Annotated in this window: 23 protein-coding genes; 14 read left to right on the forward strand and 9 right to left on the reverse strand. The window is 63.6% G+C overall.

Annotation, left to right across the window (positions count from 1 at the left end):
- Nucleotides 1-91: 91 nt before the first annotated feature.
- Nucleotides 92-727 carry a LysE family translocator gene (locus tag AC07OO_RS15995; RefSeq protein WP_495083074.1) on the reverse strand — a complete coding sequence of 212 codons (636 nt, stop codon included), beginning with the start codon at nucleotides 725-727 and terminating at the stop codon, nucleotides 92-94.
- Between the two features lie 112 nt (nucleotides 728-839).
- On the opposite strand from AC07OO_RS15995, the gene AC07OO_RS16000 reads away from it, so the two are divergent.
- The 9 genes from AC07OO_RS16000 (at nucleotide 840) to AC07OO_RS16040 (ending at nucleotide 8,401) form a co-directional block, all read left to right on the forward strand.
- On the forward strand, nucleotides 840-1,313 hold the full coding sequence (locus tag AC07OO_RS16000) for a group II truncated hemoglobin (RefSeq protein WP_495083075.1): 474 nt from the start codon (nucleotides 840-842) through the stop codon (nucleotides 1,311-1,313).
- A gap of 76 nt (nucleotides 1,314-1,389) precedes the next feature.
- Complete coding sequence (locus AC07OO_RS16005; protein WP_495083076.1) at nucleotides 1,390-1,941, forward strand: hypothetical protein; 552 nt, start codon at nucleotides 1,390-1,392, stop codon at nucleotides 1,939-1,941.
- A 29-nt stretch (nucleotides 1,942-1,970) separates the two neighbouring features.
- Nucleotides 1,971-4,058: an alkaline phosphatase gene (locus AC07OO_RS16010; RefSeq protein WP_495083077.1), complete on the forward strand. Its 2,088-nt coding sequence runs from the start codon at nucleotides 1,971-1,973 to the stop codon at nucleotides 4,056-4,058.
- A 46-nt stretch (nucleotides 4,059-4,104) separates the two neighbouring features.
- Complete coding sequence (locus tag AC07OO_RS16015) at nucleotides 4,105-4,386, forward strand: hypothetical protein (RefSeq protein ID WP_495083078.1); 282 nt, start codon at nucleotides 4,105-4,107, stop codon at nucleotides 4,384-4,386.
- Between the two features lie 36 nt (nucleotides 4,387-4,422).
- Nucleotides 4,423-6,327, forward strand: coding sequence for an MYG1 family protein (locus tag AC07OO_RS16020; RefSeq protein ID WP_495083079.1), 1,905 nt, complete (start codon nucleotides 4,423-4,425; stop codon nucleotides 6,325-6,327).
- Nucleotides 6,328-6,498: 171 nt separating this feature from the next.
- Nucleotides 6,499-6,873: a hypothetical protein gene (locus AC07OO_RS16025; protein WP_495083080.1), complete on the forward strand. Its 375-nt coding sequence runs from the start codon at nucleotides 6,499-6,501 to the stop codon at nucleotides 6,871-6,873.
- 222 nt (nucleotides 6,874-7,095) lie between these two features.
- Entirely contained in the window at nucleotides 7,096-7,557 is a 462-nt protein-coding gene (locus tag AC07OO_RS16030; protein WP_495083081.1) for an SRPBCC family protein, read from the forward strand.
- Nucleotides 7,558-7,590: 33 nt separating this feature from the next.
- Entirely contained in the window at nucleotides 7,591-7,938 is a 348-nt protein-coding gene (locus AC07OO_RS16035) for an ArsR/SmtB family transcription factor (RefSeq protein ID WP_495083369.1), read from the forward strand.
- A complete protein-coding gene (locus AC07OO_RS16040; protein ID WP_495083082.1) occupies nucleotides 7,907-8,401 on the forward strand; it encodes an SRPBCC family protein in 495 nt (164 codons plus the stop codon). The genes AC07OO_RS16035 and AC07OO_RS16040 overlap by 32 nt, the downstream gene beginning before the upstream one ends.
- A 256-nt stretch (nucleotides 8,402-8,657) precedes the next feature.
- On the opposite strand, the gene AC07OO_RS16045 is transcribed toward AC07OO_RS16040, so the two are convergent.
- The 6 genes from AC07OO_RS16045 to AC07OO_RS16070 all read right to left on the reverse strand — a co-directional run bounded on the left by AC07OO_RS16045 (nucleotide 8,658) and on the right by AC07OO_RS16070 (nucleotide 15,877).
- On the reverse strand, nucleotides 8,658-9,848 hold the full coding sequence (locus AC07OO_RS16045) for a Zn-dependent hydrolase (protein WP_495083370.1): 1,191 nt from the start codon (nucleotides 9,846-9,848) through the stop codon (nucleotides 8,658-8,660).
- 147 nt (nucleotides 9,849-9,995) lie between these two features.
- Nucleotides 9,996-11,441 carry a dihydropyrimidinase gene (hydA, locus tag AC07OO_RS16050; RefSeq protein WP_495083083.1) on the reverse strand — a complete coding sequence of 482 codons (1,446 nt, stop codon included), beginning with the start codon at nucleotides 11,439-11,441 and terminating at the stop codon, nucleotides 9,996-9,998.
- A gap of 70 nt (nucleotides 11,442-11,511) precedes the next feature.
- Nucleotides 11,512-12,825 (reverse strand): NAD-dependent dihydropyrimidine dehydrogenase subunit PreA, encoded by a 1,314-nt coding sequence (preA, locus tag AC07OO_RS16055; protein ID WP_495083084.1) that lies wholly within the window; start codon nucleotides 12,823-12,825, stop codon nucleotides 11,512-11,514.
- A gap of 34 nt (nucleotides 12,826-12,859) precedes the next feature.
- Nucleotides 12,860-14,221 carry an NAD(P)-dependent oxidoreductase gene (locus AC07OO_RS16060; RefSeq protein WP_495083085.1) on the reverse strand — a complete coding sequence of 454 codons (1,362 nt, stop codon included), beginning with the start codon at nucleotides 14,219-14,221 and terminating at the stop codon, nucleotides 12,860-12,862.
- 138 nt (nucleotides 14,222-14,359) lie between these two features.
- Nucleotides 14,360-14,866: a hypothetical protein gene (locus tag AC07OO_RS16065; protein ID WP_495083086.1), complete on the reverse strand. Its 507-nt coding sequence runs from the start codon at nucleotides 14,864-14,866 to the stop codon at nucleotides 14,360-14,362.
- 108 nt (nucleotides 14,867-14,974) lie between these two features.
- Complete coding sequence (locus tag AC07OO_RS16070; protein WP_495083087.1) at nucleotides 14,975-15,877, reverse strand: LysR family transcriptional regulator; 903 nt, start codon at nucleotides 15,875-15,877, stop codon at nucleotides 14,975-14,977.
- 159 nt (nucleotides 15,878-16,036) lie between these two features.
- Here AC07OO_RS16070 and AC07OO_RS16075 point away from each other — a divergent pair, with 159 nt between their 5' ends.
- The 4 genes from AC07OO_RS16075 (at nucleotide 16,037) to AC07OO_RS16090 (ending at nucleotide 22,683) form a co-directional block, all read left to right on the forward strand.
- A complete protein-coding gene (locus AC07OO_RS16075; RefSeq protein ID WP_495083088.1) occupies nucleotides 16,037-16,657 on the forward strand; it encodes a response regulator in 621 nt (206 codons plus the stop codon).
- A gap of 146 nt (nucleotides 16,658-16,803) precedes the next feature.
- A complete protein-coding gene (locus tag AC07OO_RS16080) occupies nucleotides 16,804-17,997 on the forward strand; it encodes an acyl-CoA dehydrogenase (RefSeq protein WP_495083089.1) in 1,194 nt (397 codons plus the stop codon).
- A 79-nt stretch (nucleotides 17,998-18,076) separates the two neighbouring features.
- A complete protein-coding gene (locus tag AC07OO_RS16085) occupies nucleotides 18,077-19,333 on the forward strand; it encodes a CaiB/BaiF CoA transferase family protein (protein WP_495083090.1) in 1,257 nt (418 codons plus the stop codon).
- Nucleotides 19,334-19,413: 80 nt separating this feature from the next.
- Nucleotides 19,414-22,683: a CHASE domain-containing protein gene (locus AC07OO_RS16090; protein WP_495083091.1), complete on the forward strand. Its 3,270-nt coding sequence runs from the start codon at nucleotides 19,414-19,416 to the stop codon at nucleotides 22,681-22,683.
- Between the two features lie 41 nt (nucleotides 22,684-22,724).
- On the opposite strand, the gene AC07OO_RS16095 is transcribed toward AC07OO_RS16090, so the two are convergent.
- Nucleotides 22,725-23,030, reverse strand: coding sequence for a hypothetical protein (locus AC07OO_RS16095; RefSeq protein ID WP_495083092.1), 306 nt, complete (start codon nucleotides 23,028-23,030; stop codon nucleotides 22,725-22,727).
- Between the two features lie 147 nt (nucleotides 23,031-23,177).
- On the opposite strand from AC07OO_RS16095, the gene AC07OO_RS16100 reads away from it, so the two are divergent.
- On the forward strand, nucleotides 23,178-23,318 hold the full coding sequence (locus AC07OO_RS16100) for a hypothetical protein (protein ID WP_495083093.1): 141 nt from the start codon (nucleotides 23,178-23,180) through the stop codon (nucleotides 23,316-23,318).
- 44 nt (nucleotides 23,319-23,362) lie between these two features.
- Here the strand turns inward: AC07OO_RS16100 and AC07OO_RS16105 are convergent, their stop codons facing one another.
- Nucleotides 23,363-25,345 carry an ATP-binding cassette domain-containing protein gene (locus AC07OO_RS16105; protein WP_495083094.1) on the reverse strand — a complete coding sequence of 661 codons (1,983 nt, stop codon included), beginning with the start codon at nucleotides 25,343-25,345 and terminating at the stop codon, nucleotides 23,363-23,365.
- Nucleotides 25,346-25,362: the final 17 nt, after the last annotated feature.

The following is a 25,362-nucleotide window of genomic DNA, read 5'->3' on the forward strand; positions in this document are numbered from 1 at the left end:
CCTGTATGGCCAGGGTGGGGCCGGTTTTGGATAAGTAACGCTGCAAAATCAGGAGCGCATTAGGCCTATTTTTCGAGGGCTAGCGGCTTGTTTACTCATGAGCCGTTGCCATCAACGCGGCAAAACCGATGAACACGCCGCCAGTGGCGCGGTTGAAGGCGCGCATCACCGGCGCGCGCCGCAGGTAGGTGGCCAGCGATTTGCCGCTGAGGGCGTAAACGAAGTACCAGGCCACCTCAATGACCGTGAAGGTGACCAGCAGGATGCCAAACTGCGGCAGCTTGGCCGCATCCGGGTTGATGAACTGCGGGAAGAAGGCCGCGGCGAACAGGATCGCCTTGGGGTTGCTGGCCGCCACCAAGAAGCCCTGGCGGTAGATGGCACCCAGGTTCGCGGCGGGCTGGACGGTTGCTGCTGCATTGCCACCGTCGGGCGCGGCATCCACCGGCGCACGCCAGCACTTCACACCCAGGTAAGCCAGGTAAGCGGCACCGGCCAGGCGCAGGGCATCGAACACGGCGGGAAAGGTATGCAGCAAGGCGCCCAGGCCGGCGGCCGAGACGCCCATCATCGCCAACAGGGCTGTCATGCAGCCCGCCATAACGACGATGGCCGGGCGCACGCCGTGGCGGGCGCTGGTGCTCATGACCAGCAGCATATTCGGGCCGGGCGTGGCCGATACCACAAACGTCATCAGGATGAACAGCCACCAAGTGCTGAGGGTCATGGACATTTCTCCGTAAGCAGGGAAAGCAAGGCTATCAGAATCCGGAGCGGGCTTGAAATGCGCGCATGCCGTCGCATTTAGATGGGACACTCTGAGCAAGGCATTGACCACCATGACCGCTGGCAGCACAACACCCACTTTGTATGAATGGATTGGCGGCATTGAGCCGCTGAACCGGCTGACGACGCGCTTCTACGAGCACGTGAAACAAGACCCGCTACTGGGCCCGGTGTTTGCGCACATGGGTGCGGACCACCCCGCCCACGTTGCCGCCTTCCTGGGCGAGGTGCTGGGCGGGCCGGCCACCTATTCCGCCGAGCATGGCGGCCATCCACACATGATCCGCCAGCACCTGCACCGCCACCTCTCGCACGAACAGCGGCGCCAGTGGGTGAGCCTGCTATTGGCCACGGCGGACGAGCTGGCGCTGCCCGACGACCCGGAGTTCCGTTCCGCGCTGGTCGGCTACCTGGAGTGGGGATCACGCCTAGCCGTCATCAATTCCCAAGAAGGGGCCGAGGTCAACGAACACGCGCCCATGCCGCGCTGGGGTTGGGGCGAGGTCAAGGGCCCCTACCAAGGCTGAGCCCTGGCCCAGGCCTGATCCGGGTCGGGGCGGTCTGTCACCGTTTTGTCACCCTGATTTAATACGCTAGCTGGCTGTGAAGCCGCCTAGCCACCACCGTTCCCCCATCATCGCCCCCGCGCGCCTGCTCTGCACGGCCGCGCTACTCATGCTGGCCGCGCTGTGCGCGACGCCAGCAGGTGCCCAGAGCGCGCCACCCGAGCCGCCACCAACGTTATCGTTCCAGGACTTTTTTCGCACCCCCATTGGGCCCAAGGGCCTGGAGATGACCGAGCGCCTGCGCCAGGCCCATGGCCACACGGTGCGCCTGGTCGGCTACATGGTGCAGCAGGAAGAGACCACGGCGGGCCAGTTTCTGCTGACACCCCGACCGGTGCAACTGAGTGAACACGCCGACGGTGAAGCCGACGATCTGCCCGCTACCACCGTGCTGGTCTACCTGGCCGAGGGTGCGCACGCCTGGTCCATGCCCTACGCCCGTGGTCTGGTGGAAGTGCGCGGCGAGCTGCAGGTGGGCCGGCACGAGGCCGCAGACGGCCGCATCCACTGGGTGCGTCTGCGCCTGACGCCACCGTCTACACCGCCGCAAGCCCACGCAGCGGCCGCGCCCCTAACACCGTCCCTTTGAACTTCGCCATAACAAGAGTCCCCATCGCCATGTCCCGCCGTTCCCCTAGTTCCCGTTTGCAGTTGCTGTCACACCCCCTGTCCTGGCTATCGCGCAGCGTGCTAGTGCTGTGCGCCACCCAGGCGGGGGTGGTTTTTGCAGCACCCGAAGTCAGCCGCCTGACACCGCCCAGCGAACTGTTCAGCAGCGGCCGTGCAGCGCCCATCATCGCCCGCTTCTTGCCCGGCCAGCGCTTTGACCTGCAGGCCACACTGCGGCCCGACGACGCCGGCCAGTCCATCACGCGCGCGCAGTTCTCGGTCGATGGCAAGGCCGTAGACGCCACTGTGGCCCTGCGCTCCTGCGCCACCGGCTGCCTGGCCGGCGTGCCACAGAATGCCAGCATCGCCACCGTGCGCGCCGTCAGTGCGCTCAAGCCCGGTGTGCACAGCTTCACGGTAGAGGCCAGCCAGAGCGATGGCCAGATGGTGAAGGCCACCGGCAATTTCGAAATCATCCCGCTGCTGGCGGGCGGCCAGAAGGTCAAGAACATCATCATCATGCTGGGCGATGGCATGGGCGCGGCCCAGCGCACAGCGGCGCGCATCGTGGCCGGTGGCTATGCCCAGGGCAAGGTCATCAACCCCCTGGCGATGGACAGCTTCCCCGTGACCGGCATGGTCAAGACCGCGTCGCTGAACTCGGTGGTGACCGACTCGGCACCCGGCATGACCAGCTATGTGTTGGGCAACAAGAACAACAACAACGAAGAGGGCGTGTTCCCCGACGATACGACCGACCCCTTTGACAACCCGCGCATCGAGTACCTCAGCGAATACCTGCACCGCACGCAGGGCAAGGCCTTGGGCGTGGTCACTACCGCCGATGTGTTTGACGCCACGCCGGCGGGCAATGCGGTGCACACCAGCAGCCGCGGTGCCGGCACCGGCATCGTCGACCAGTTCCTGGACGACCGCGCACGCACGGGCCTGACGGTGCTGATGGGCGGCGGTCGCAAATGGTTTGTACCGGCCAGCACGCCGGGCTCGGCACGCGGCGACAAGACGGACTACGCCTTCTCGGCCACCGACGCGCATACCGCGGAGATCGTCAAGCGCTGGGGCGGCAGCGCCGGTGCCTTGGACAAGGACCGCGACCTGCTGGCGGACTTCCAGACCGCGGGCTTCCGCTATGCCGCGGACAAGACCGCGCTGGATGCCATCGACGCCACCAAGACCGACCGCCTGCTGGGCCTGTTCGCCCACTCCAACATGAATGTGGCGCTGGACAAGATGGACGGCCGGCGCGCCAAACTGCGCGGCGTGACCACGGGTCGCGTCGTGGATGACTATGGCTTCCCCGACCAGCCCATGCTGGACGAGATGGCTGCCAAGGCGCTGGCCGTGCTGGAGCGCCAGAAGAACGGCTTTGTGCTGATGGTCGAAGGCGCCTCCATCGACAAGCAGGCCCACAACATGGACACCGAGCGTTGGATGCTGGACACCATCGAATTCGACCGCGCCATCAAGCGGGTGCAGGCCTTTGCGGCCCAGCGGGGCGATACGCTGGTCATCGTCACGGCGGACCACGAATGCTCGGGCGCGGCACTGATCGGCGGATCGCGCGTCAGCGATGCACGCCTGCAAGAGCTGGTGCGCGAGGGCGGCAGCGCCAATATCCGCGACAAGGTGGTCGGCGTCTACGAACAGGCGGGCTTCCCCAAGTACCGCATCGCGGCCGATGGCTACCCCGAGACCACCGATATCGACAACCGCCTGCTGGTGGGCTATGGCGCCAATGCGGACCGGTATGAAGACTTCCGCACCAACGAGCGCCCCCTGCAAGACAGCCAGCAGCCCTTTGTGAAGGTGGCGCCCTTGGCCATGTACCCCGCCAACCCCTTGGCACGCGATGCCGATGGCAAGTTCCTGGTCACGGGCCAGGTGCCGGGCGACAGCGCGGTGCACACGGCCACCGACATCCCCCTGTCGGCCTTTGGCCCGGGCGCCTGGTCGTTCACCGGCGTGATGGACAACACCGATGTCTTCTTCAAGCTGGCGCAGGCCACACACGGCGTCGTCCTGCCACCGGGACTGGCGTTGGCACCCACCGGCGGCAAGCCCAAACGCAAACCCTGAACCGCGCGACAATGCGGGTTTGCTGTGACAAAGCCAACCCGCCACCATGCCAACCGACTCCCTGCTGACCCTCAAACTGCCCGAGGGCTACACCTTTGCCGACCTGAAGCTGCGCCGCTGCGCAGACGACGCCATTGACCTGGACATGGACCTGGTCAAGCTGATCTGCGGCATCAACGGGCTGGACTTCGACAAGGTCTGCCAAGACCCCGGCCCCGTGGTGACCTCCATCCTGACGGTTTGGTACAAGAGCCATATCGCCGAAGGCGGCCAACCCGATCCGCTGATGGAGCAGCTCAAAAACCCCCAAAGCCAGCGCCTGAACTAGGCCTGTTTTCCGAGACGACGCAAAGGAGCCAACACTATGCGCATCGCAATCATGGGTTCGGGCGGCGTGGGTGCCTATGTGGGCGCGCGCCTGCAGGCCGCCGGCGAGGACGTGACGTTCATTGCACGGGGTGCCCATCTGGCGGCCCTGCGCAAAGAGGGGCTGCACATTCAAAGCCCGCTGCACCCCATCCACCTGCCGCTAGTGACTGCCACCGATACGCCTGCGGACATAGGTCACGTGGACCTGGTCATCTTCGCCGTGAAGCTGTGGGACACCGAATCGGCCGCTACGGCCATGGCTCCGCTGATTGGGCCCGCCACGCGGGTGCTGACGCTGCAGAACGGCATCGACAGCGCTGCGATGATTGCGCGCCAGGCACCGCAGGCCCAAGTCCGAGCCGGTGTCATCTATGTATCGGCCGTCATTGACCGACCAGGCGTGATCCGCAGCCCAGGCGGGCTGCACCTCATCGTGGCCGATGGAGCGAACGGCGATCCGGTGATGGCCGCGTTCGCAGCAGCCTGCGCCAAAGCCCAGGCCTTGGATGCCAAGCTGGCAGACCGGGTGGACACGGTGCTGTGGGAGAAGTTCATTGCGCTATCGGCACTGTCAGCCACCACGTCGTTGCTGCGGGCCAGCATGGGCCAGATCTTGGAGAACCCCGAGACCCGTGCACTGCAGCGCCAACTCATCGAAGAGGGCGTGGCCATCGGCAAAAAGGCCGGCAAGGTCGCACGCGACGATCTGGTGGACGACATCATGACCAAGCTGGCGGCCATGCCCTATGCGTTCCGCTCGTCGATGTCCGAAGACCTGGAGCGCGGCAAGCCGCTGGAGCTGCGCTGGCTGTCGGGCCGCATGCACCACCTGGGCTTAGAGCACGGTGTGGCCACACCCAGCCACAGCGCCGTGTACCGCGCTTTGGTGCTGTATGAACACGGCAAGCCTGCGAATGCCGCGCCTTCTGCGCCCGCACCCAACACGACCATCGCCACGCACAACGGTAGCTTCCATGCGGATGATGTGTTCGGCGTCGGCGTGCTGATGGGGGTTTTCCCATCGCACACCCTGGTTCGCACCCGCAAACAAGAGCTCATAGACGCCGCCGACTTCGCCGTCGATGTGGGCGGAAGCTGGGACGCAGCCACGGGCCGCTTTGACCACCACCAGCGCGGCTTTGATGGCGCACGGCCTGCCCACACCGGCGCAGACGGCCAGACCGTGCCGGGAGTTGGCTATGCCAGCGCCGGCCTGGTGTGGGCGGCCCATGGCAGCGCCTATGTGAAGGCCTGGGCCGGCACCCACGGGCAGAGCCTGGATGAGCATGCCGTGGGCGAGGTGGTGCGCTCCATCGACCATTCACTGGTGCAGTACCTGGACATCGTGGACACCGGCCAGGGCGATGTGTCGCCCGGCATCTTTGGCCTGTCCAGTCTCATTTCCCAGCTCAACACGCATTGGATGGAAGAGCAAGGCCTGGACAACACCACCAAGGCCCAGTTGCAAGAGGCCCGTTTCATAGAGGCTATCGCCATCACGCGCAAGTTTCTGGACCACGCCATCAGCAAGAAGCTGGGCCAGATCCGCTCCATGGACATTGTGCGCAACGCGCCGCGCCTGCTGGGCGGCCGCGTGCTGCACCTGACCGAAGGCGGCATGCCGTGGACCCGTGTGGTGGTGGACGAAATGCCCGAGGTGCTGTTCGTCATCTACCCCGATTCGGATGGCAACCAATACCAGCTCAAGACCGTGCCGGTGGAGCCCGGTTCTTTCACCGCGCGCCTGGACCTGCCCAAGAGCTGGGCCGGTTTGCGGGACCAGGAACTGGCCGCCGTGACCGGGGTGGAGGACAGCGTGTTCTGCCACTTGAACTTGTTCATTGGCGGGGCGCGGAGTTTGGAGGGTGCGGTGCGCTTGGCGGAGTTGGCGCTGGCCTAAGACGCCCCGCTGCGCGGTTGACATCGCTCAGGGCCGGCAGTAAATTGCCTTTGCGTGGAAACGAATGGCCTGAGGAGATTCCTGTTCCCACGGTACCCAAGCCACACAACCAAAGTCTTGGGCGGCGCTTTGCGGATTCAACTGCCATGCGTGGCGGAAGGGCTCTTTCTTATGCACAAGCTCCCCAAGATTTTCGTGGCCTTGCCATTGGCCGCATCCCTCGCCTTGTCTGGCACATCGGCTTGGTCCCACCACGTCACGGCCGAGGATCAGAAGCAGATTGAAGCCGCCGGCTGCGAAGAGCTCGTCAAGGAGCACCGCAACTTTACCGCTGCGGAGAAGAAATTGGCAGAAGAAATCCGCCGGACCAGCAACAACACGACGGCGGGCAATGTGATCGGCGTCGCCACCCTGGCCATCTTTGGATTGGGTTTCTTCAGCTGGGATGACCAGGTAGATGCCAAGACCAATTTGGCCGAGTTGACCGCCTACCGCGAGGCCATTGCCGCCGAAGCTAAAAAGAAGAACTGCAAGCTCGACCCCTGAGAGCTAACTGCCCTTTGGGTTGGCGAACAAGGCTTGCCCCCATGCGCTTTTCCTAGCCACCCTGCCCTTCCCAACGTCGCAAGCAGCGATGCGTTGCTCCGCCCGCGCTGCGCCCACACGCAGCTGCTAAAAATCCTCAGCTTGACATGCAAGTGTTTACTTGCATATAATTTTTCAACGCTTTTAACCCGCAACCGTTTGCACAACCCAAGGAGATAAGTCATGGCGGATATCCTGCACAGAGTCGGCATCCAATCGTCGGTAGACGCTGTCTACCAAGCACTCACCACGCGCGCAGGCCTGGCGGCCTGGTGGACCCACAACACGCAAGGCGACGCCGCAGCGGGCGGCGCACTCCGCTTCCGCTTCAGCGCCGGTGGGGTGGAAATCGGTGGCTTTGACATGCAAGTGTTGGAACTGGAACCCCCTCGCCAAGTGCTCTGGAAGGTCGTCGATGGACCCGCAGAGTGGATCGGCACGCGAATCAGTTTTAATCTCAAACAATCCGGCAACCATGCCATCGTCCTCTTCAAGCACCAGGGGTGGAAAGAGCCGGTGGAATTCATGCACCATTGCAGCACCAAGTGGGCGATGTATTTGATGAGCCTGAAGGCGCTGGTGGAAACCGGCAAGGGCAGCCCCAACCCCAACGACCCGCACATCAGCGGCGACGGTGCGGACTAGGGTGCCACCAATGAAAGTAAGCACGTTTTGGATATCGACAAAGTTTTCAAGGCACTGGCCGACCCCACCCGCAGACGCCTGCTGGACCAATTGCACAGCGAGAGCGGCCAGACGCTGGGCGCGCTATGCGAACACATGGACATGACGCGCCAGGCGGTCACCCAGCACCTGCAACTGCTGGAAGCCGCCAACCTGGTTGCGGTGGTCTGGCAGGGACGCGAGAAGCTGCACTACATCAACCCCGTGCCGCTGCACGAGATCCACAAACGGTGGATCGCCAAGTTCGAACACAGCCGCCTGGACGCGCTGCACAACCTGAAACAGAAACTGGAAAAAGAAGGTAAAGACAATGACAACAAACCCAAGCCCCACAAAACCTAGCTTTGTCTATGTGAGCTACATCGCCACCACACCCGAGAAAGTGTGGGAGGCTTTCATGGACACCGACATCATGGCCCAGTACTGGGTGGGCCCCACATCGGAGTGCGCCCGCGTCAACATCTCGGACTGGAAAGTCGGCTCCGTATGGGAACACCAGCGCGTGGACGGCTCTCGCATCGTAGACATCTGCGGCAAGGTAGTGGAGTGCACCCCGCCCAGCCGCTTGGTCTACACCTGGGCACGCCCCAGTGAAGTAGGTGATGAGTCTAAACACTCACGCGTGGAGATCGATATCGAGCAGCGCATCGACGGACTGGTCCGTTTGACGGTAAGCCATGTGGACCTGGAGAAGGATCCGCAGATGCTGGCGGGTATATCGGGTGGCTGGCCTGCCGTGCTGTCGAATCTCAAGACGTTTTTGGAGACTGGGAAGGCGCTGCCGAGGGCGGCGAAGGCGAGCTGAATCCGTGATCGCACATGGGTATGCAACCACGGCTGGCAAAAATAGAATCCGCTCTGCTTTGCTTTGCTTTGCTTTGCTTGCATATTCCAAGGAGTTCAAACCATGGCAACACCCGAAAAAGTCAAAGGCCCCGCTTCGTATTTTCCGTCCATCGAGAAGACCTATGGCCACGCCAATGCCGTGGTCGCTTTCTGCCTGGCAAGTACAAAGGGCTAATTGGTTTCTTCAGCCGTGGGGCCCGGCGAGCATCTGCCGATCAAACCACCCTCGCCCGCTCCAACATCGCGTGGAGCAACACATTGCACCCTGCTGTGATGTGCTCAGGCTTCGCATCCTCAATCTCGTTGTGGCTGATGCCGTCCTTGCAAGGGATGAAGATCATGCCAGCGGGGGCTAGTTTGGCCATGTAGACGGCGTCGTGGCCGGCGCCGGAGACAGCTGGCATATTGCTGTAGCCCAGCTTCTTGGCGGCGCGGCCGACAGCGTCCACACATTCCTCGTGGAAGGCAATGGCCGAGTAGCTGGACACCATTTCAATCTTCACACCCAGCCCGCTCTCCTTGGCCACCTTGGCGGCGAAGGCCTTGACCTCGTCGGCCATTTTGTCCACCAGCGCGTCGGTGGCATTGCGCAGGTCGATGCTGAACTTTACGCGCCCGGGGATCACGTTGCGGCTGTTGGGGAAGACCTGGACCATGCCCACGGTGCCGCGCCCATGCGGCGGGTGGCGCAGCGCGCTGGCCACCACCTCTTGCATGATGCGGGTGGACACCTGCATCGCGTCCTTGCGCAATGCCATAGGGGTTGGACCGGCATGGGCTTCCATACCGGTCACGGTGCAGTCGAACCAGCGTATGCCCAGCACGCCGCTGACCACGCCAATGGTCACGTTGTTGTCTTCCAGCACCGGGCCCTGTTCGATATGCGTCTCAAAATACGCGCCGATGGGGTGGTCACCAGGCTCCTGGGTGCCTATGTAGCCAATGCGTTGCAGCTCGCCCTTGACGGTCTTGCCCTCGGTGTCGGTCGCGGCATAGGCGTGCTCCAGCGTGAAGGCCTTGGCGAACACACCCGAGCCCATCATCACCGGCACAAAGCGTGAGCCCTCTTCATTGGTCCAAAAGGCCACTTCGATGGGGGCTTCGGTCTCGATGCCCAGGTCGTTGAGTGTGCGCACCACTTCCAGCCCCGCCAGCACGCCGTAGTTGCCGTCGAACTTGCCGCCGGTGGGCTGGGTGTCGATGTGACTGCCGGTCATGATGGGCGGCAAGCTGTTGTTGCGCCCCGCGCGGCGCATGAAACCGTTGCCGATCTTGTCGATCATGACGGTCATGCCCGCCTCCCGCGCCCAGCGCAGCACCAGGTCGCGGCCCTGCTTGTCCAGGTCGGTCAGCGTCAGGCGGCAAACTCCCCCCTTGGGTGTGGCGCCGATCTTTGCCAGCTCCATCAGCGAGGCCCACAGGCGGTCGCCATTGATGTGGATGTTGGAGATATCCAGCACCGTGTCGATGTGGGTGTCGATATGCGTATCGCCGTCGTCGGTAACGGTGTGGTGGGTTTTGCGGCTCATGGTGGTGCTTCCTCTAGCTATCAATCACCGTTTGACGGCGGTGGGGGCCAAGGTCTCGGCGCGCAGCTTGGTAGCCGCAAAGTTGACACCAAAGGCCGGGCGCTTGATGTAACGGCCCTTGCCCTGCACTGCGCGCAAATCGCCTTCGACAAACACCAGCTCACCCTGGCTGATGGTGTGGCTGGGGATGCCTTTGACGGTGCGGCCTTCGAAGATGTTGAAGTCGCCCTTGCTGTGCTGGGTCTTGGCGGACAGGGTCTTGGTACCGGCCGGGTCCCAGATCACGATGTCGGCGTCGGCGCCTGCACTCACACTGCCTTTTTGCGGGTAGATGTTGAACAGCTTGGCGGTGTTGGCGGACGTGATGGCAACAAACTCGGATGGCGTCAGGCGGCCGGTGTTGACACCTTCGTCCCAAATCACGGCCAGGCGTTCTTCCACCCCGCCGCAGCCGTTGGGGATCTTGCTGAAGTCGTCCTTGCCGGCAGCCTTTTGCGCGGCGCAAAAGGTGCAGTGGTCGGTAGCCGTGGTGTGCAGGTTGCCGGCCTGCAGGCCGCGCCACAGAAAGTCCTGGTTGCCCTTGGGGCGGAACGGGGGGCTCATCACGTGGGCTGCGGCGGTCGCAAAGTCGGGATGGCGGTAGACGCTGTCGTCTATGACCAGATGGCCGGCCAGCACCTCGCCATACACACGTTGGCCGCGGGCGCGGGCGCGGGCGATGGCCTCGGCCGCTTCTATGCAGCTCACGTGCACCACGTAGATGGGCACGTTCAGCACATCGGCAATGGCAATGGCGCGGTTGGCGGCTTCGGCCTCCACCATGGGGGGCCTTGAGAGCGGGTGGCCCTCGGGGCCTTTGATGCCCATCTCGGCCACGGTCTTTTGCAGCAGAAAGACCAGTTCGCCGTTCTCGGCGTGCACGGTGGGCATGGCGCCCAGTTCCACGCAGCGCTTGAAGCTGTTCACCAAGGTTTCGTCGTCACACATGATGGCGTTTTTGTAGGCCATGAAGTGCTTGAAGCTGTTGATGCCCTCTTGCTGCACCAGCGTGCCCATGTCGCGTTTGACGGTCTCGTCCCACCAGGTGATGGCGACGTGGAAGCCGTAGTCACCGGCAGACTTCTCGGCCCAGCCGCGCCAGGTCTGATAGGCCTCCATGATGGACTGCTGCGGGTTGGGGATGACGAAGTCGATGATGCTGGTGTTGCCGCCCGCCAGACCGGCCGCGGTGCCGGTGAAGAAGTCGTCCATGGTGACCGTGCCCATGAACGGCAGCTGCATGTGGGTATGCGGGTCTATGCCGCCGGGCATCACGTACTGGCCACCGGCGTCCACAATGGTGCAGCCGGCGGGCTCCATCAGGCCCTCGCCCACGGCAACAATTTTTCCGTCCTTGGTGATGACATCGGCCTTGAAGGCGCGATCGGCATTGACTACCGTACCGCCTCGGATAAACAGGGTTTCAGACATAGATGCTCCTGATTTGGTAGCTGCTCAAGCAGCGTTGGCGAGGGCTAGAGGCCTATTTTGCTTAAGCCCTCTAGGCCGAATTGGCCGTGCGCATCGGGTTGTTGGCGTGCGTCGTCCAGTTCGCGTATTTATCGCTCACAACCAGCCCCGTGCGCAAGTCTTTTTCACCGGGGGCCAGATCGCGCAGTGTGATGCATTCTGGCACCGGGCAGACGGTCACGCACAGGTTGCAGCCCACACATTCGTCTTCCTTCACCTCGAAGAAGCGCTTGCCGTCCTTCATGGCGGTGATGGCCTGGTGCGAGGTGTCTTCGCACGCGATGTGGCAGCGCCCGCACTGGATGCAGCTGTCCTGGTTGATAACGGCCTTGCTGATGTGGTTCAGGTTCAGGTACTGCCAGTTGGTGACGGTGGGAACAGCCTTGCCGACGATTTCACTCACACTGGCAAAGCCCATCTCGTCCATGTAGTTGGACAAGCCGTCGCTCATCTCCTGCACGATCTTGAAGCCATAGACCATGGCGGCGGTGCAGACCTGCACCGTGCCCGAGCCCAGCGCGATGAAGTCCAGCGCGTCGCGCCAGTTGCCAATGCCGCCGATACCACTGATGGGCAGGCCGGCAGTTTGCGGGTCGCGCGCAATCTCGGCCACCATGTTCAGCGCAATCGGTTTGACGGCCGGGCCGCAGTAGCCACCGTGGCTGCCCATGCCGCCGGTGTTGGGGCTCATCTTCAGCGTGGCGGGGTCCACACCCATGATGGAGTTGATGGTGTTGATCAGGCTCACCGCATCGGCCCCGCCCTTCTTGGCGGCGCGGGCCGGGTGGCGGATGTCGGTGATGTTGGGCGTCAGTTTGACGATGACCGGCAACCGGCTGTACTGCTTGCACCAGGCGGTGACCATCTCGATGTATTCCGGCACCTGGCCAACGGCCGAGCCCATGCCCCGCTCGCTCATGCCGTGGGGACAGCCGAAGTTGAGCTCGATGGCGTCGGCACCGGTGTCTTCGACACGCGGCAGGATGGCTTTCCACGATTGTTCTTCACAGGGCACCATCAGCGAGACCACCATGGCGCGGTCCGGCCACAGGCGTTTGACCTCGCGTATCTCTTTCAGGTTGAGTTCCAGGTCACGGTCGGTGATCAGCTCGATGTTGTTGAAGCCCATCAGGCGGCGGTCCGGGCTCAGCAGTGCGCCGTAGCGCGGGCCATTGACATTGACGACCGGTGGCCCGGCTTCGCCCAGCGTCTTCCAGACCACGCCGCCCCAGCCGGCTTCAAACGCGCGGTTGACGTTGTAGGCCTTGTCAGTGGGCGGTGCGGATGCCAGCCAGAAGGGGTTGGGGCTTTGGATGCCGGCGAAAGTGGTTTGCAGATTGGCCATGGTGTTTCTCCAATACTCTGGGGTTGCGCGGCGATCAGGCTGTGAGGAAGGCGTGGATGGCGTTGGCAGATTGCTTGCCATGCTCCACCGCTTCTACCGTCAAATCCAGCCCCCCGGCACGGCAATCGCCACCAGCCCAGACGCCGCTCAGGTTGGTGGTGCCATTGGCGTCGGTCGCGATGCGACCGCCGTCCATCGCCAGACCAGCCGCGGCCAGCACCGGGTTACCCAACTTCTGGCCGATGGCCTTGAGCACCATGTCGGCGCCCAATATCTGGGTTTCACCCGTGGGTTTCAGTTTGCCGTCCACGATGGCCTGGTACTCAAAACGCACACCACCGACATGCCGGCCTTCACCCAGGGGAGCACTCAGGATATCCACCGGCGCCAGCCAGTGGTGAATGGTGACGCCATTGGTCTGCGCCCATTCCAGTTCTTCGGCCGAGGCCGACATGCCCTCGGGCCCGCGCCGGTAGACCATGTGCACACTCTCGGCGCCCAACAGCTTGCTTTGCACCGCAGCATCCACCGCGGTCATGCCGCCGCCAATGACGACCACGCGCCGGCCCACGGGCAGAGTGGACAGGTCGGGCGTCTGGCGCAGTGTGGCGATGAAATCCACCGCGTCCTGCACGCCGGCCAAGGACTCGCCGGGCACGCCCAGCGCGTGCGTGGTGGTCAGGCCCATGCCCAGAAAGACTGCGTCGTAATCCTTGCGCAGCGTCTCCAGCTGCGCCGGGGTTTCCAGCTTCCAATTGTTCTTGATGATGATGCCGCCGATATCGAGCAGCCACTGCACCTCGCGCTGCGCGAAGTTCTCGGGCGTCTTGTAGCTGGCCAGGCCGTATTCGTTCAGGCCTCCGGCCTTGGGCTTGGCATCGAATACCACCACGTCGTGGCCCTTGCGCGCCAGCGTGTACGCGCAGGCCAGGCCGGCCGGGCCTGCGCCGACCACGGCGATCTTTTTACCGGTGACGGGCGCGCGGGTGAAGATTTGCGGCTTGGCGCTTTCCATCAGCGCGTCCACCGCATGGCGCTGCAGGCGGCCAATCGCTACCGGGCGGTCTTCCTGCGTGTTGCGCACGCACACAGCCTCGCACAGGTTCTCGGTCGGGCAGACGCGGGCGCACATGCCGCCCAGGGGGTTGGATTCCAGAATGGTGCGCGCCGCACCGCGCAGGTTGTCATCGGCAATGCGCTTGATGAAGGACGGTACGTCGATGCTGGTGGGGCAGGCCGTGGCGCAGGGCGCGTCATAGCAGTAGAGGCAGCGCTCGGCCTCCAGCAAGGCCTGCGTGCGGGTCAGCCGAGGGGAACAGTCGGCAAAGCGTTGCGCATATTCGGAAGCCACAAGGCGACCGGGGCGAACGTCGGTGGGGTAAGAGTTGTCAGACACGCTAGCACTCCTGAGTTGAAAATCTGACCGTTTAGTCAGGTTCTTCTCAGGATGCTAGCAAGTGTGGTGCCAATTTGTATCTAGGGGTTTATCCGTGGTATCTGAGACCACGGTGGTGAATACCCAGGCTAGGCTGTCTCAACGAATGGCGACAACGGCCTTGTAGCGCGCAGCCTGGATCATCTCCGCTACGGATGTGCCATAGCCCACGTACACCTCGGACTTGGGCAGGTTGTTGAGGTCTATATTCGAAATGAGAGAAACCCGCACGGTAGTGCCCGCAGCGATGCCCGTAGCAGCCGGGATATAAGTTCCCGTCATCTGCTGCCAACCACTGTTCGTGAGGCAAAACCAGGTATCGGCGGGCAAGCCCAGCGTTCCTGCGGGCACGTAGGCGGCTACATAAATCTGGACGGGGGCGCCGATGTCGTTGATCGTCAAATTGAAGCCCAGCGTCGAACCGATAAGGCCGAAGCCGCTGGCGCCTGTCAAGGTGCCGCCGGCGATCATCGGGTTGGAAACGGTACCCATGCTCAGCGAAGACGCAGAAGCAGGCACGGCAGCCATCATGAACGGGAGCGCGCACAGAACCATTTTGGCGCAGGCAGAACGCACGCCGGACACGGCGAAAGAGAAGATTTTCATAACAAAAAAGAGGGGAAACAGTGGAAAGGAGTGACCCAATCTGGTGACAGTCAAATGGGGCCGAGGCCTGCGTGCCCTCAAGATGTTCTTGGCGCGCAGACCCCGATTTTACCCGGCGGTCGCCAAAACCAGCCAATGCCGAAAATGCATCACGGCTTGCGGCTCGGTATCGCGCAGCGGCGTGACCAGGTAATAAGCCCGCTCGCCGCGCAGGGCCTGGTCGCAGGCCACAACCAGGTCGCCGCGTGCCAGCTCCGCCTGCACCAGCAGCCGTGGCACCAGCGCCACGCCCAGGCCATGGATGGCGGCGCTGGCTGTCATCGAGAACAACTCATAGCGCGGGCCTGACAGTGCGTGGGGCGCGACCACGCCCGCGGCCTCGAACCATTGGCTCCAGGCAAAGGGGCGGGTGCTTTGCTGCAGCAGTGGTAGTTCGGCCACGGCCTGGGGGTCGAGCATCTGCCCGGCAGCGCCCAGCAGATGGGGGGCACACACTGGCACCACCTCTTCATCCACCAGCAGCGTGGCCTGGGTGCCGGCCCAATTGCTCACCTGTTCGGCTGTGCCGGCGTACAGGGCGGCGTCAAAGCCAGTGTCGGCAAACAAAAAAGGGCGGGTGCGGGTTTCGATATGCACCACGATATCGGGGTGCAGCGCCTGCAACTGGGGCAGATGCGGGATCAGCCAGCGGGTAGCGAAGGTAGGCACGGCGGCCAAATGGACCGCGCCTTGGGTCCCCTGCGTGGACATGGCGTTCAGTGTGTCGCGCTCCAGCGCCAGCAGGCGCTCCGCGACTTGGGCGGCGTATTCGCGGCCACGCGGCGTCAAGGCCACGCCGTGGCGGGTGCGGGTGAACAGGGCCTGGCCCAGATATTCCTCCAACGCGGCCACTTGGCGCGACACCGCGCTCTGGGTCAAGGCCAGTTCCTGCGCCGCCCGGGTATAGCTTTCGTGGCGAGCCGCCGCTTCGAAGCACAGCAGCGTGTGGGTGGCAGGGATCTTGCGTCGCATGGTGCAGCCAGTGTAGCGAGCCTGAATTTAGGCTGACAGACCCAGTGGCCACGCCCGGTAAAGATACGCAGGATCGGACGGCTCCCGGTAAAATATATGCGTCCGGCAATGGAGTTTTCTGCCGGTTTTTTTTATTGTGTGCGTTGTTGCCTACCCTCCATGTCTGCCGTTAGTTTTTTGATTTCAGATCCCAGCCCGGCACTGCAAACTTTCACGCAGCAACTGCTGTCCGGCTACGGCTTTGATGCTGCTGCTATCAAAACCACGTCCAACCCGCATGCCGCAGCCGAAATGGCTGCGTCGCTGAAGCCGGATTTTCTGATCACCGACTGGTTTGCCAAGGAAGCTCTGACCGGTATTGCGCTGCACAAGACCATCCAGCAAAACCATCCCGATTGCCATTTCGCGCTGCTGGCACAGGCCAGCAGCCCCACACACCAGCAAGAGGCCGAAGAAGCCGGCGCGCTGTTTCTGCTGGCCAAGCCCTTCACGGCGGATGCCATGCGTGCAGCTGTTCGCACGGCCTTGGAGCAGCTGGCGCAATTGCATCCCGGCATTGCGCGCAAGCTCGCGGCCGTGGGCAACCGAGCACCGCAGCAACAGGCTCGCCCGGCACCGCCGCCCATGCCCAGCCTGCCCCAGTACAAGCCGGGCGACCGCGTGCTGTATGCCAACCGCACCGAGGTGGTGAAGAACGTCATCCTGCGCCGCGGGGAACTGGTTGTGCAGCTCGACGGTGTGCCCGGCATGGTGGAAGCCAGCAAGATCACACGGCGGTAGTCACCTGCCCTCCCTTGGCCCAGATATGCGATAGCCGCATATCTGGGTGACAAACAATCGTTTGGTGGCCGGCGGCATAGTGGCTACCATGCTCTCCGTACTGCCTTATTCCGGCAGCCCCCATCAGCACAACGGAGACATCCCCCATGGCCCAGCACGCATCTTTCAACTGGCAAGACCCTTTTTTGCTGGACAGCCAGCTCGCAGACGACGAGCGCATGGTGCGCGATGCCGCCGCCGCCTACTGCCAGGAGAAACTCGCCCCCCGCGTCACGCAAGCTTTTCGTGATGGCACAACCGACGTGGCCATCTTCCGCGAGATGGGCGAACTGGGCCTGTTGGGCCCCACCATCCCCGAACAATATGGCGGCCCCGGCCTGAACTACGTGGCCTACGGCCTGATTGCCCGTGAGGTGGAGCGCGTGGACAGCGGCTACCGCTCGATGATGAGCGTGCAAAGCTCGCTGGTCATGGTGCCGATTTTTGAATTCGGCACCGAGGCGCAACGCCAAAAGTATTTGCCCAAGCTGGCAACCGGCGAGTGGATTGGCTGCTTCGGCCTGACCGAGCCCGACCACGGCTCCGACCCCGGCTCCATGGCCACCCGCGCCCACAAGGTGGCCGGCGGCTACAAGCTGACCGGCAGCAAGATGTGGATCTCCAACAGCCCCATTGCCGATGTGTTCGTGGTCTGGGCCAAGGAAGTGCTGGAGGGCGGCCAGGTCGGCCCCATCCGCGGCTTTGTGCTGGAAAAAGGCATGGCCGGCTTGAGCGCCCCCGCCATCCACGGCAAGGTCGGCTTGCGTGCCTCGATCACCGGCGAGATCGTCATGGATGGCGTCTTCTGCCCCGAGGAAAACGCGTTTCCCGAAGTGCGCGGCTTGAAGGGTCCGTTCACTTGCCTGAACTCCGCCCGTTATGGCATTGCCTGGGGCGCACTAGGCGCCGCCGAAGACTGCTGGCTGCGCGCCCGCCAGTACACGATGGACCGCAAACAGTTCGGCAAGCCCTTGGCGGCCAACCAGTTGATCCAGAAGAAGCTGGCGGACATGCAGACCGAGATTGCGCTGGGGCTGCAGGGCTGCCTGCGCTTGGGGCGTATGAAGGATGAAGGTACGGCTTCTGTGGAGATCACGTCCATTCTGAAGCGCAATTCGTGCGGCAAGTCATTGGATATTGCGCGGCTGGCGCGGGACATGATGGGGGGGAACGGTATCTCGGATGAGTTTGGGGTGGCGCGGCATTTGGTGAATCTGGAAGTGGTGAATACGTACGAAGGTACGCATGACATCCACGCGCTGATTTTGGGTCGGGCGCAGACGGGGATTGCGGCTTTTTAAATTGGTGTTTTTGAGGGAGGGCTCGTGCTGTGCAGCCAAAACCCTCACTGCCAATAGAAGTAAAAGCAGAAAACAAGCAATGAAAACCGAAGAAAAACCCTCCGCCCTCCCCCACATCAAGGTCCTGGACCTTTCCAGGGTTTTAGCCGGCCCCTGGTGCACCCAGATGCTGGCCGACCTCGGCGCCGACGTCATCAAGGTGGAAAAACCTGGCGATGGCGACGACACCCGCCACTGGGGCCCTCCCTTCCTGAAGGACCGCGACGGAAAGGACACAGAACACGCCACCTACTTCACCGCCTGCAACCGCAACAAGCGCTCGGTCACCATCGACATGGCCCAACCCGAAGGCCAGGCCCTGATACGCCAGATGGCCGCACAGAGCGATGTACTGGTGGAGAACTTCAAGGTCGGCGGCTTGGCCAAATACGGCCTGGACTATGCCAGTCTGAAAGCCGTCAACCCCCGCCTCATCTACTGCTCGGTCACCGGCTTCGGCCAGGACGGGCCGTATGCCGAACGCGCCGGTTACGACCTGATGATCCAGGCCATGAGCGGCATGATGAGTATCACCGGCAACCCTGACGGCACACCGGGTGGCGGGCCGTTGCGGGTGGGCGTGGCGCTGACGGACTTGTTCACCGGTGTCTACGCCTGCAGCGCGATCCTGGCCGCCATTGAGGTGCGGCACCGTACCGGCCAGGGCCAATACATCGACATGGCGCTGCTGGATGTGGGCATGACGATTCTGGCGAACCAGGCCGCGGGCTTCCTGAACACCGGCAAGGTCCCGCAGCGCCAGGGCAATAGCCACCCCAGCCTGGTGCCCTACCAGTCCCTGGCCACGGCGGACGGCGCCATGTTGCTGGCGGTGGGCAACGAAGGCCAGTTCGCGCGTTTTTGCGAAGCGGCCGGGCAGCCCCAGTGGGCGCAAGACCCGCGCTACGCAACCAACACCCTGCGGGTCACCAACCGCGACGCACTGATCCCTCAGATCGAAGCCGTCACGCGGACCCGCACCACGGCCCAGTGGGTCGCCTTGCTGGAAGACAAGGCCGTGCCCTGTGGGCCGATCAACGCCATGGACGAAGCCTTTGCCGATGAACAGGTTGTAGCCCGGGGCCTTAAGGTCAATCAGCCGCTAGCCCTCGCAACCAATGAACGTACAGCTATTGAATCCATAGCAACCGTAGCCAGCCCCCTGCGTCTGGCCGACACACCGCCGGTGCTGCGCCATGCGCCGCCCACCCTGGGCGAACACACCGATGCCGTGCTGGCCGGTCTGGGTCTGGACGCCGACGCCATTGCACGGTTGCGCAGCCAAGGCGTGGTCTAAAGCAAGCCTTGGGGATTCCAAAAGCCTCTGCTATCCTGGGACACCGTCACCCCGTTGTGTGACGCTCCGAGCCAGGCGGCATGAAGCAATCCTTCAACCCGGTGCACCTCTGTGCTGAGATCACCGCAATCGTTGCGCTGACCGAAGGCTTGGTCATGCTCAGCCTGCCGGTGCTAGCGCCCGGCTTGAACCAGGTTGGCGAAACCCTGGTCAATGTGACGCTGCTGGTACTGCTGGCCGCGCCGGCCCTGTACTGGCGATGCTCCAGCAACCTGCACCGGCTGAAGACCCCATCGCCCGCAACGCCGGGCAACGGCACCAACAACCTGAGCAGCACACAGGCGCGCTTCAACATCACCGCCGCACTGGCGATGACGGCCGCAGCCCAGATACTGGGGCTGGCTGCCACCGCGACCCTGGTGCTATGGCTCAAGCGGGACCTGGACAAGGACGCCCAGATGCTGTTTGACCGCGGGGCCGAACGCATTGAGTCCGAAGTCAAGCGCCGCTTCAACCAACCCCTGCTGGGGCTTAAGGGCGCACGCGGCGCCTATGCGGCCAGCACCGCAATTTCACGCAGACAGTTCCAGGCCTACGTGGAGTCGCGCGATCTGGCCGCCGAGTTGCCTGGCATACGGGGGTTTGGCTTCATCGCACGCGTTCCCCGCGAGAGCTTGGACGCCTTCATCGCCGCCGAGCGGGCCGACAACGCACCCCATTTCGAGGTGCACACCCAGGGTGACGCCGCGGATCTGTTTATCGTCAAACTCATCGAGCCCATGGCCAACAACCACGCCGCCTACGGCATGGACATCGGGGCGGAGCCGGTACGCCGCGAGGCCGCTGAACGGGCGATGAACACCGGCGAACCCGCGCTCAGCGGCAAGCTAACGCTGGTGCAGGATACCCAGCAGACACCGGGTCTGCTGTATTTCCTGCCGGTCTACCGGCACGGCGCGGACCCGGTCACGCCCCAACAATTCCAGGCGGCGCTGGTGGGCCTGCTGTATGCGCCCATGGCCGTGGCCGAGCTGCTCAACGGTGTGGCCGACATTGCCGACAACGGCCTGCGCGTGGACCTGTGGGACGGCCCGGTCGAACAGCCGGACCGCCTGTTGTACGACTCCGAAGGCGCCCCGCCCACAACTGGGGCGGCGGCCCAACCGCAGGCGCCGGCCAGTTGGACACAGGTGCATGCGGTTGCCGTCGGCGGGCGGATGCTGCAGCTGCGCCTGCGCAGCAATGCGCTGTTCAATGCCACGCAAGACCGCTCCAGCCTGGCGCTGGCCGCCATCGCCGGCGCCATGGCCAGCATGCTGGGTGCGCTGACCGTGTGGTTGCTGGCGCTGGGACGCCTGCGCGCGCAGCGCCTGGCCGAACGCATGACCACCGACCTGGACCGCCTGGCCCGCGTCGTGCAGCACACCAACAACGCGGTCATGATCGCCGACCCGCTGATGCGCATCACCTGGGTCAATGAAGGCTTCACGCGGATGACCGGCTACACCCTGGACGAGGCGCGTGGCAAGACGCCGGGCGAGCTGCTGGGCAGCGGCAAGGCCGACCCGGCGGTGCTGGAGAAGCTGCGCAACGCGGTGGCGCATGGCGTGGCCTGCCGGGCCGAGGTGCTCAACCGCGCCAAGGACGGCAGCGAGTATTGGGTAGACACCGAGGTGCAGCCCACGCACAACGCCCACGGCACCCTGGTCGGTTTCATGGAGATTGGTACCGACATCACGGTGCAAAAGCAAACCCAGAAAACCCTGGCCGAGGTGTCGGACCGCATGGTCCTGGCCATCGAAGGCGGCACCGACGGCCTGTGGGATTGGATGGACGTGCAGAACGACGCGCAGTGGTGGTCGCCCAGCTACTACGCGCTGATTGGCTATACCCCCGAAGAGTTGCCCGCCGGCGCCAGCAGCTTCACCCGCATCCTGCACCCCGAGCACCAGGAGAGAAACCGCTTGGCCAGCGTCGATGCCTTCACCGGCCGCAGGGACTATGACGAAGAAAACCTGGTGCGCACCAAGGCCCATGGCTACCGCTGGTTCCGCTCACGGGCCAAGGTCTACCGCGACGCCCAAGGCCGGGCCTTGCGCATGGCGGGCTCCAGCCAGGACATCCACGACCGCAAACTGGCCGAAGCCCAGCTCAAGGATGCCGTGGCCCGCGCCGAGCAGGCCAACATCGCCAAGAGCCAGTTCCTGGCCAATATGAGCCACGAGATCCGCACGCCGATGAATGCCATCCTGGGCATGCTGACCCTGTTGCAGAACACCGCGTTGACCGCCGAGCAGCAAGACTTCGCCGGCAAGACCGAGGATGCGGCGCGCTCGCTCTTGGGCCTGCTCAACGACATCCTGGACTTCTCCAAGGTCGAGGCCGGCAAGATGACGCTGGACCCGCGGCCCTTCAACCTGAGCAAGATGCTGGGCAATCTGGAGGTCATCCTGGCCGCCAATATCGGCGAGAAACCCGTGGAGGTGCGCTACGCGGTAGACCCCGCCGTGCCGAATGGCCTGCTGGGCGATGACATGCGCCTGCAGCAGGTGCTGATCAACCTCGGCGGCAACGCCATCAAATTCACCAGCCGCGGCGAGGTGCTGCTGCGGGTGCGCGTGCTGGAGCAGGGTGAGGGCGACGTGGTGCTGGAGTTCGCCGTCAGCGACACCGGTATCGGCATCGCGCCGGAGAATCAGGTCCATATCTTTGACGGCTTCTCGCAAGCCGAGGCCTCGACGACGCGGCGCTTTGGCGGCACCGGGCTGGGCCTGTCCATCTCCAGCCGCCTAGTCGAATTACTGGGCGGCGAGCTCAAGCTCGACAGTGTGGTGGGCGAAGGCAGCCGCTTCTATTTTGCAATCCGGCTGCCCGTGGCGGACGTGCCGGACACCGTGCCGCCCCACCACGCGGTGCCGGGTACCACAGGCGGTGCCGAGGCACCCCGCAAACCCAAACGCCTGCAGGGCCTGCGCCTCCTGGTCGTGGAGGACAACAAGATCAACCAACTGGTGGCCAAGGGCCTGCTGGCGCAAGAGGGCGCAGATGTCACGCTGGCCGACGATGGACGGTTGGGCGTGGCAGCCGTGGCCGCCGCGACAGTGCCCTTCGATGCCGTGCTGATGGATGTGCAGATGCCGGTCATGGACGGCTATGCTGCCACGCGCAGCATCCGCCAGGAGCTGGGGCTGACTACATTGCCCGTCATTGCCATGACGGCCAACGCCATGGCCTCGGACCGCGCGGCCTGCCTGGAGGCTGGCATGGACGACCATATCGGCAAACCCTTTGTGCTCGACGATCTAGTGGCAATGCTGTCGCGCCTGTGTCGCTCACAACCGATGGGTTGAAATACCCCGCGCCGTTTCGGACCGCGCCAGGGCGCATGGGGTCACGGCATTTCCGGATCGGTGAAGAGCCGCAACTGGTTGGATGGTTCCTCCATGTCGCCTGAGCTCAACCCCGCAGGGTACACCGCCTGGGTCATCTGGGTGCCATCGACATGGGCCAGACCCTCCATGGTCACGATGCGTGCAGGGAGAGTTTCGGTGCCGGTCCGCTGCAGTTGCTCGCGTAGCACATCCAGCAACGTAGCCCAGGCCTCCACATGAAAAGCCTGGCTCTGGTCATTGCCCCATAGCGCCGATGGGCTGCTGGCAATAGCCGACACAGAGGCCGGCAGGGTAGGTATGTCCATGGGCATCTTTCCAGGTGCGGTTGAAGATGACCCATTGTCAAAAACAGTCTGTGCGCCGGTCTGTGCGCTAGGTCACACACGGGGCCACCCCCGCTGTAGAGAATGGCCGCTGCCTGCACGGCGGTGGGCTACAGGGAGTAGAGCGGTATGCCAGAAGACCCTTCCATCGCCAAGCTGCGCAAACTAGCGAACCAGGCGCGGCAGTACAGCTTCGAATTTTTGGCCTGGAAAAAGGCCTTTGTGCTGAAAGCGCACTGGCCACGCTGCCAGAGGCTCTATGCCGGGTGAGCCTCGAACAGGTGCTAACCTGAATCCCCTCGCACAGGCTCGCGTCAGGACTTGCCGGTGTTACCCAGGGTTTCCCAACGTTCCAACGCCGCCATCAGCGCGTCGTCGATCTCCGCACTGCGGGTGGCCAGCTTCATGGCCCGCGTATTGTCGATGGCGTACAGGCTGCCGTCGGCCAACGCCCCGGCAATGTCCTTCTGCTCTGCCTCCAATGCGGCTATCAACTCCGGCAGACCATCCAATTCACGCTGCTCCTTGAAGCTGAGCTTCTTGGCCTTGGCTGGTGGTGGTGCAGCCGGTGTGTTGGCGCTCACCTGGGCTACAGCTTGCTCCTGCTTTTGTAGCTGCTCGCGCTCATAATTGAAGGGCTTGGCCGTGGTTTTGCCTTGGGCTGCATTGATGGCGTTAGCCCGCTGGGTCTGGATCAGCCAGTCGCTGACGCCGCCTTCGTACTCGCGCCACTTGGCGTCGCCCTCGTAGGCAATGGTGCTGGTGACCACGTTGTCCAGGAAGGTGCGGTCGTGGCTGACCAGGAAGACGGTGCCGTCATAGTTCTGCAGCAGGTCTTCCAGCAGTTCCAGCGTGTCGATGTCCAGGTCATTGGTCGGCTCGTCCAGCACCAACACATTGGCCGGGCGGGCGAAGAGGCGCGCCAGCAGCAGGCGGTTGCGTTCACCACCGCTCAAAGAGCGAACAGGGGATGTCGCGCGTGCGGGCGAGAAGAGGAAGTCGCCCAAGTAGCTCTTGCGGTGCTTCTTCTGGTTGCCAATCTCAATCCACTCGCTGCCGGGGCTGATGAAGTCTTCCAGCGTGGCGTCCAGGTCCAGCGCGTTGCGCATCTGGTCGAAGTAGGCCACCGTCACGTTGGCACCCAGGCGCACGGTACCCCAGGGGCTGTGGCCGGGTTCGGGCTTGGGTGCGTTGGCCGGTGCCGGGTCGGGCTTGTGCTCGCCCAGAATCAGCTTGAGCAGCGTGGTCTTGCCTGCGCCGTTCGGGCCTAAGAGGCCAATCTTGTCGCCGCGCAGGATGGTGGCGGTGAAGTCTTTGACGATGGCACGCTCGATGTCCCCATTGGTGAAGGTCTTGCTGACGTGCACCATCTCGGAGACCAGCTTGCCGCTCTTGTCGCCGCTGCTGACGTCCATGTTCACACTGCCGACCACATCGCGGCGCGCTTCGCGGTTGGCGCGCAGCTCCTGCAGACGGTTGATGCGGGCGGTGGCACGGGTGCGGCGGGCTTCTACGCCCTTGCGAATCCACACTTCCTCCTGCGCCAGCAGCTTGTCGGCCTTGGCGTTGATGACCGCTTCTTGCGCCAGCTGTTCTTCCTTCTGCACCAGGTAGGCCGCAAAGTTGCCGGGGTAGCTCATCAGCTTGCCGCGGTCCAGTTCGACGATACGGGTGGCCACGTTGTCCAGGAAGGAGCGGTCGTGGGTGATGGTGATGATGGAGCCTTTGAAGTCCACCAGCAGACCCTCCAGCCATTCGATGGAGTCCAGGTCTAGGTGGTTGGTGGGCTCGTCCAGCAGCAGCACATCAGGCTGGGCCACCAGCGCCTGTGCCAGCGCTACACGCTTCTTGGTACCGCCAGAGAGCGTGCTCACCACCGCGTCGGGGTTCAGGTGCAGGCGTTGCAGGGTTTCATTGACGCGCTGCTCCCAGTTCCAGCCGTCCAGGGTTTCGATCTCGCTTTGCATGGCGTCCAGGTCGCCGTGGCCCAGGCAGTATTCTTCGATCAGGCCGATCACCCTCTCCAAACCTGCGCGCACAGCTACGAAAACCGTAGCATCACCGTCCAGAATGGGCTCTTGCGCCACGTAGGCGACGCGGGTGCCGCCCTGCACCTGCAACGTACCGTCGTCGGGTCTTTCCATACCGCCCAAAATTTTGAGCATGGAGGATTTGCCGGCGCCGTTGCGGCCGATCAGGCCTACGCGCTCTTGGGTTTCGAGGGAAAAATCAGCGTGGTCGAGGAGAGGGACGTGCCCGAATGCCAGCTGGGCGTCGAGAAGGGTAATAAGTGCCATGTGGGGTGGATTATCCC

It is taken from the genome of Rhodoferax sp. GW821-FHT07G04, from assembly GCF_059418585.1.

Bases quoted from the DNA above. Each gene is read 5' to 3' on its own strand.
- AC07OO_RS15995 (WP_495083074.1), bottom strand. From the start codon at position 727: ATGACCCTCAGCACTTGGTGGCTGTTCATCCTGATGACGTTTGTGGTA.
- AC07OO_RS16000 (WP_495083075.1), top strand. From the start codon at position 840: ATGACCGCTGGCAGCACAACACCCACTTTGTATGAATGGATTGGCGGC.
- AC07OO_RS16010 (WP_495083077.1), top strand. From the start codon at position 1,971: ATGTCCCGCCGTTCCCCTAGTTCCCGTTTGCAGTTGCTGTCACACCCC.
- AC07OO_RS16015 (WP_495083078.1), top strand. From the start codon at position 4,105: ATGCCAACCGACTCCCTGCTGACCCTCAAACTGCCCGAGGGCTACACC.
- AC07OO_RS16020 (WP_495083079.1), top strand. From the start codon at position 4,423: ATGCGCATCGCAATCATGGGTTCGGGCGGCGTGGGTGCCTATGTGGGC.
- AC07OO_RS16025 (WP_495083080.1), top strand. From the start codon at position 6,499: ATGCACAAGCTCCCCAAGATTTTCGTGGCCTTGCCATTGGCCGCATCC.
- AC07OO_RS16030 (WP_495083081.1), top strand. From the start codon at position 7,096: ATGGCGGATATCCTGCACAGAGTCGGCATCCAATCGTCGGTAGACGCT.
- AC07OO_RS16040 (WP_495083082.1), top strand. From the start codon at position 7,907: ATGACAACAAACCCAAGCCCCACAAAACCTAGCTTTGTCTATGTGAGC.
- AC07OO_RS16045 (WP_495083370.1), bottom strand. From the start codon at position 9,848: ATGGAGCTGGCAAAGATCGGCGCCACACCCAAGGGGGGAGTTTGCCGC.
- hydA (WP_495083083.1), bottom strand. From the start codon at position 11,441: ATGTCTGAAACCCTGTTTATCCGAGGCGGTACGGTAGTCAATGCCGAT.
- preA (WP_495083084.1), bottom strand. From the start codon at position 12,825: ATGGCCAATCTGCAAACCACTTTCGCCGGCATCCAAAGCCCCAACCCC.
- AC07OO_RS16065 (WP_495083086.1), bottom strand. From the start codon at position 14,866: ATGAAAATCTTCTCTTTCGCCGTGTCCGGCGTGCGTTCTGCCTGCGCC.
- AC07OO_RS16070 (WP_495083087.1), bottom strand. From the start codon at position 15,877: ATGCGACGCAAGATCCCTGCCACCCACACGCTGCTGTGCTTCGAAGCG.
- AC07OO_RS16075 (WP_495083088.1), top strand. From the start codon at position 16,037: ATGTCTGCCGTTAGTTTTTTGATTTCAGATCCCAGCCCGGCACTGCAA.
- AC07OO_RS16080 (WP_495083089.1), top strand. From the start codon at position 16,804: ATGGCCCAGCACGCATCTTTCAACTGGCAAGACCCTTTTTTGCTGGAC.
- AC07OO_RS16085 (WP_495083090.1), top strand. From the start codon at position 18,077: ATGAAAACCGAAGAAAAACCCTCCGCCCTCCCCCACATCAAGGTCCTG.
- AC07OO_RS16090 (WP_495083091.1), top strand. From the start codon at position 19,414: ATGAAGCAATCCTTCAACCCGGTGCACCTCTGTGCTGAGATCACCGCA.
- AC07OO_RS16095 (WP_495083092.1), bottom strand. From the start codon at position 23,030: ATGGACATACCTACCCTGCCGGCCTCTGTGTCGGCTATTGCCAGCAGC.
- AC07OO_RS16100 (WP_495083093.1), top strand. From the start codon at position 23,178: ATGCCAGAAGACCCTTCCATCGCCAAGCTGCGCAAACTAGCGAACCAG.
- AC07OO_RS16105 (WP_495083094.1), bottom strand. From the start codon at position 25,345: ATGGCACTTATTACCCTTCTCGACGCCCAGCTGGCATTCGGGCACGTC.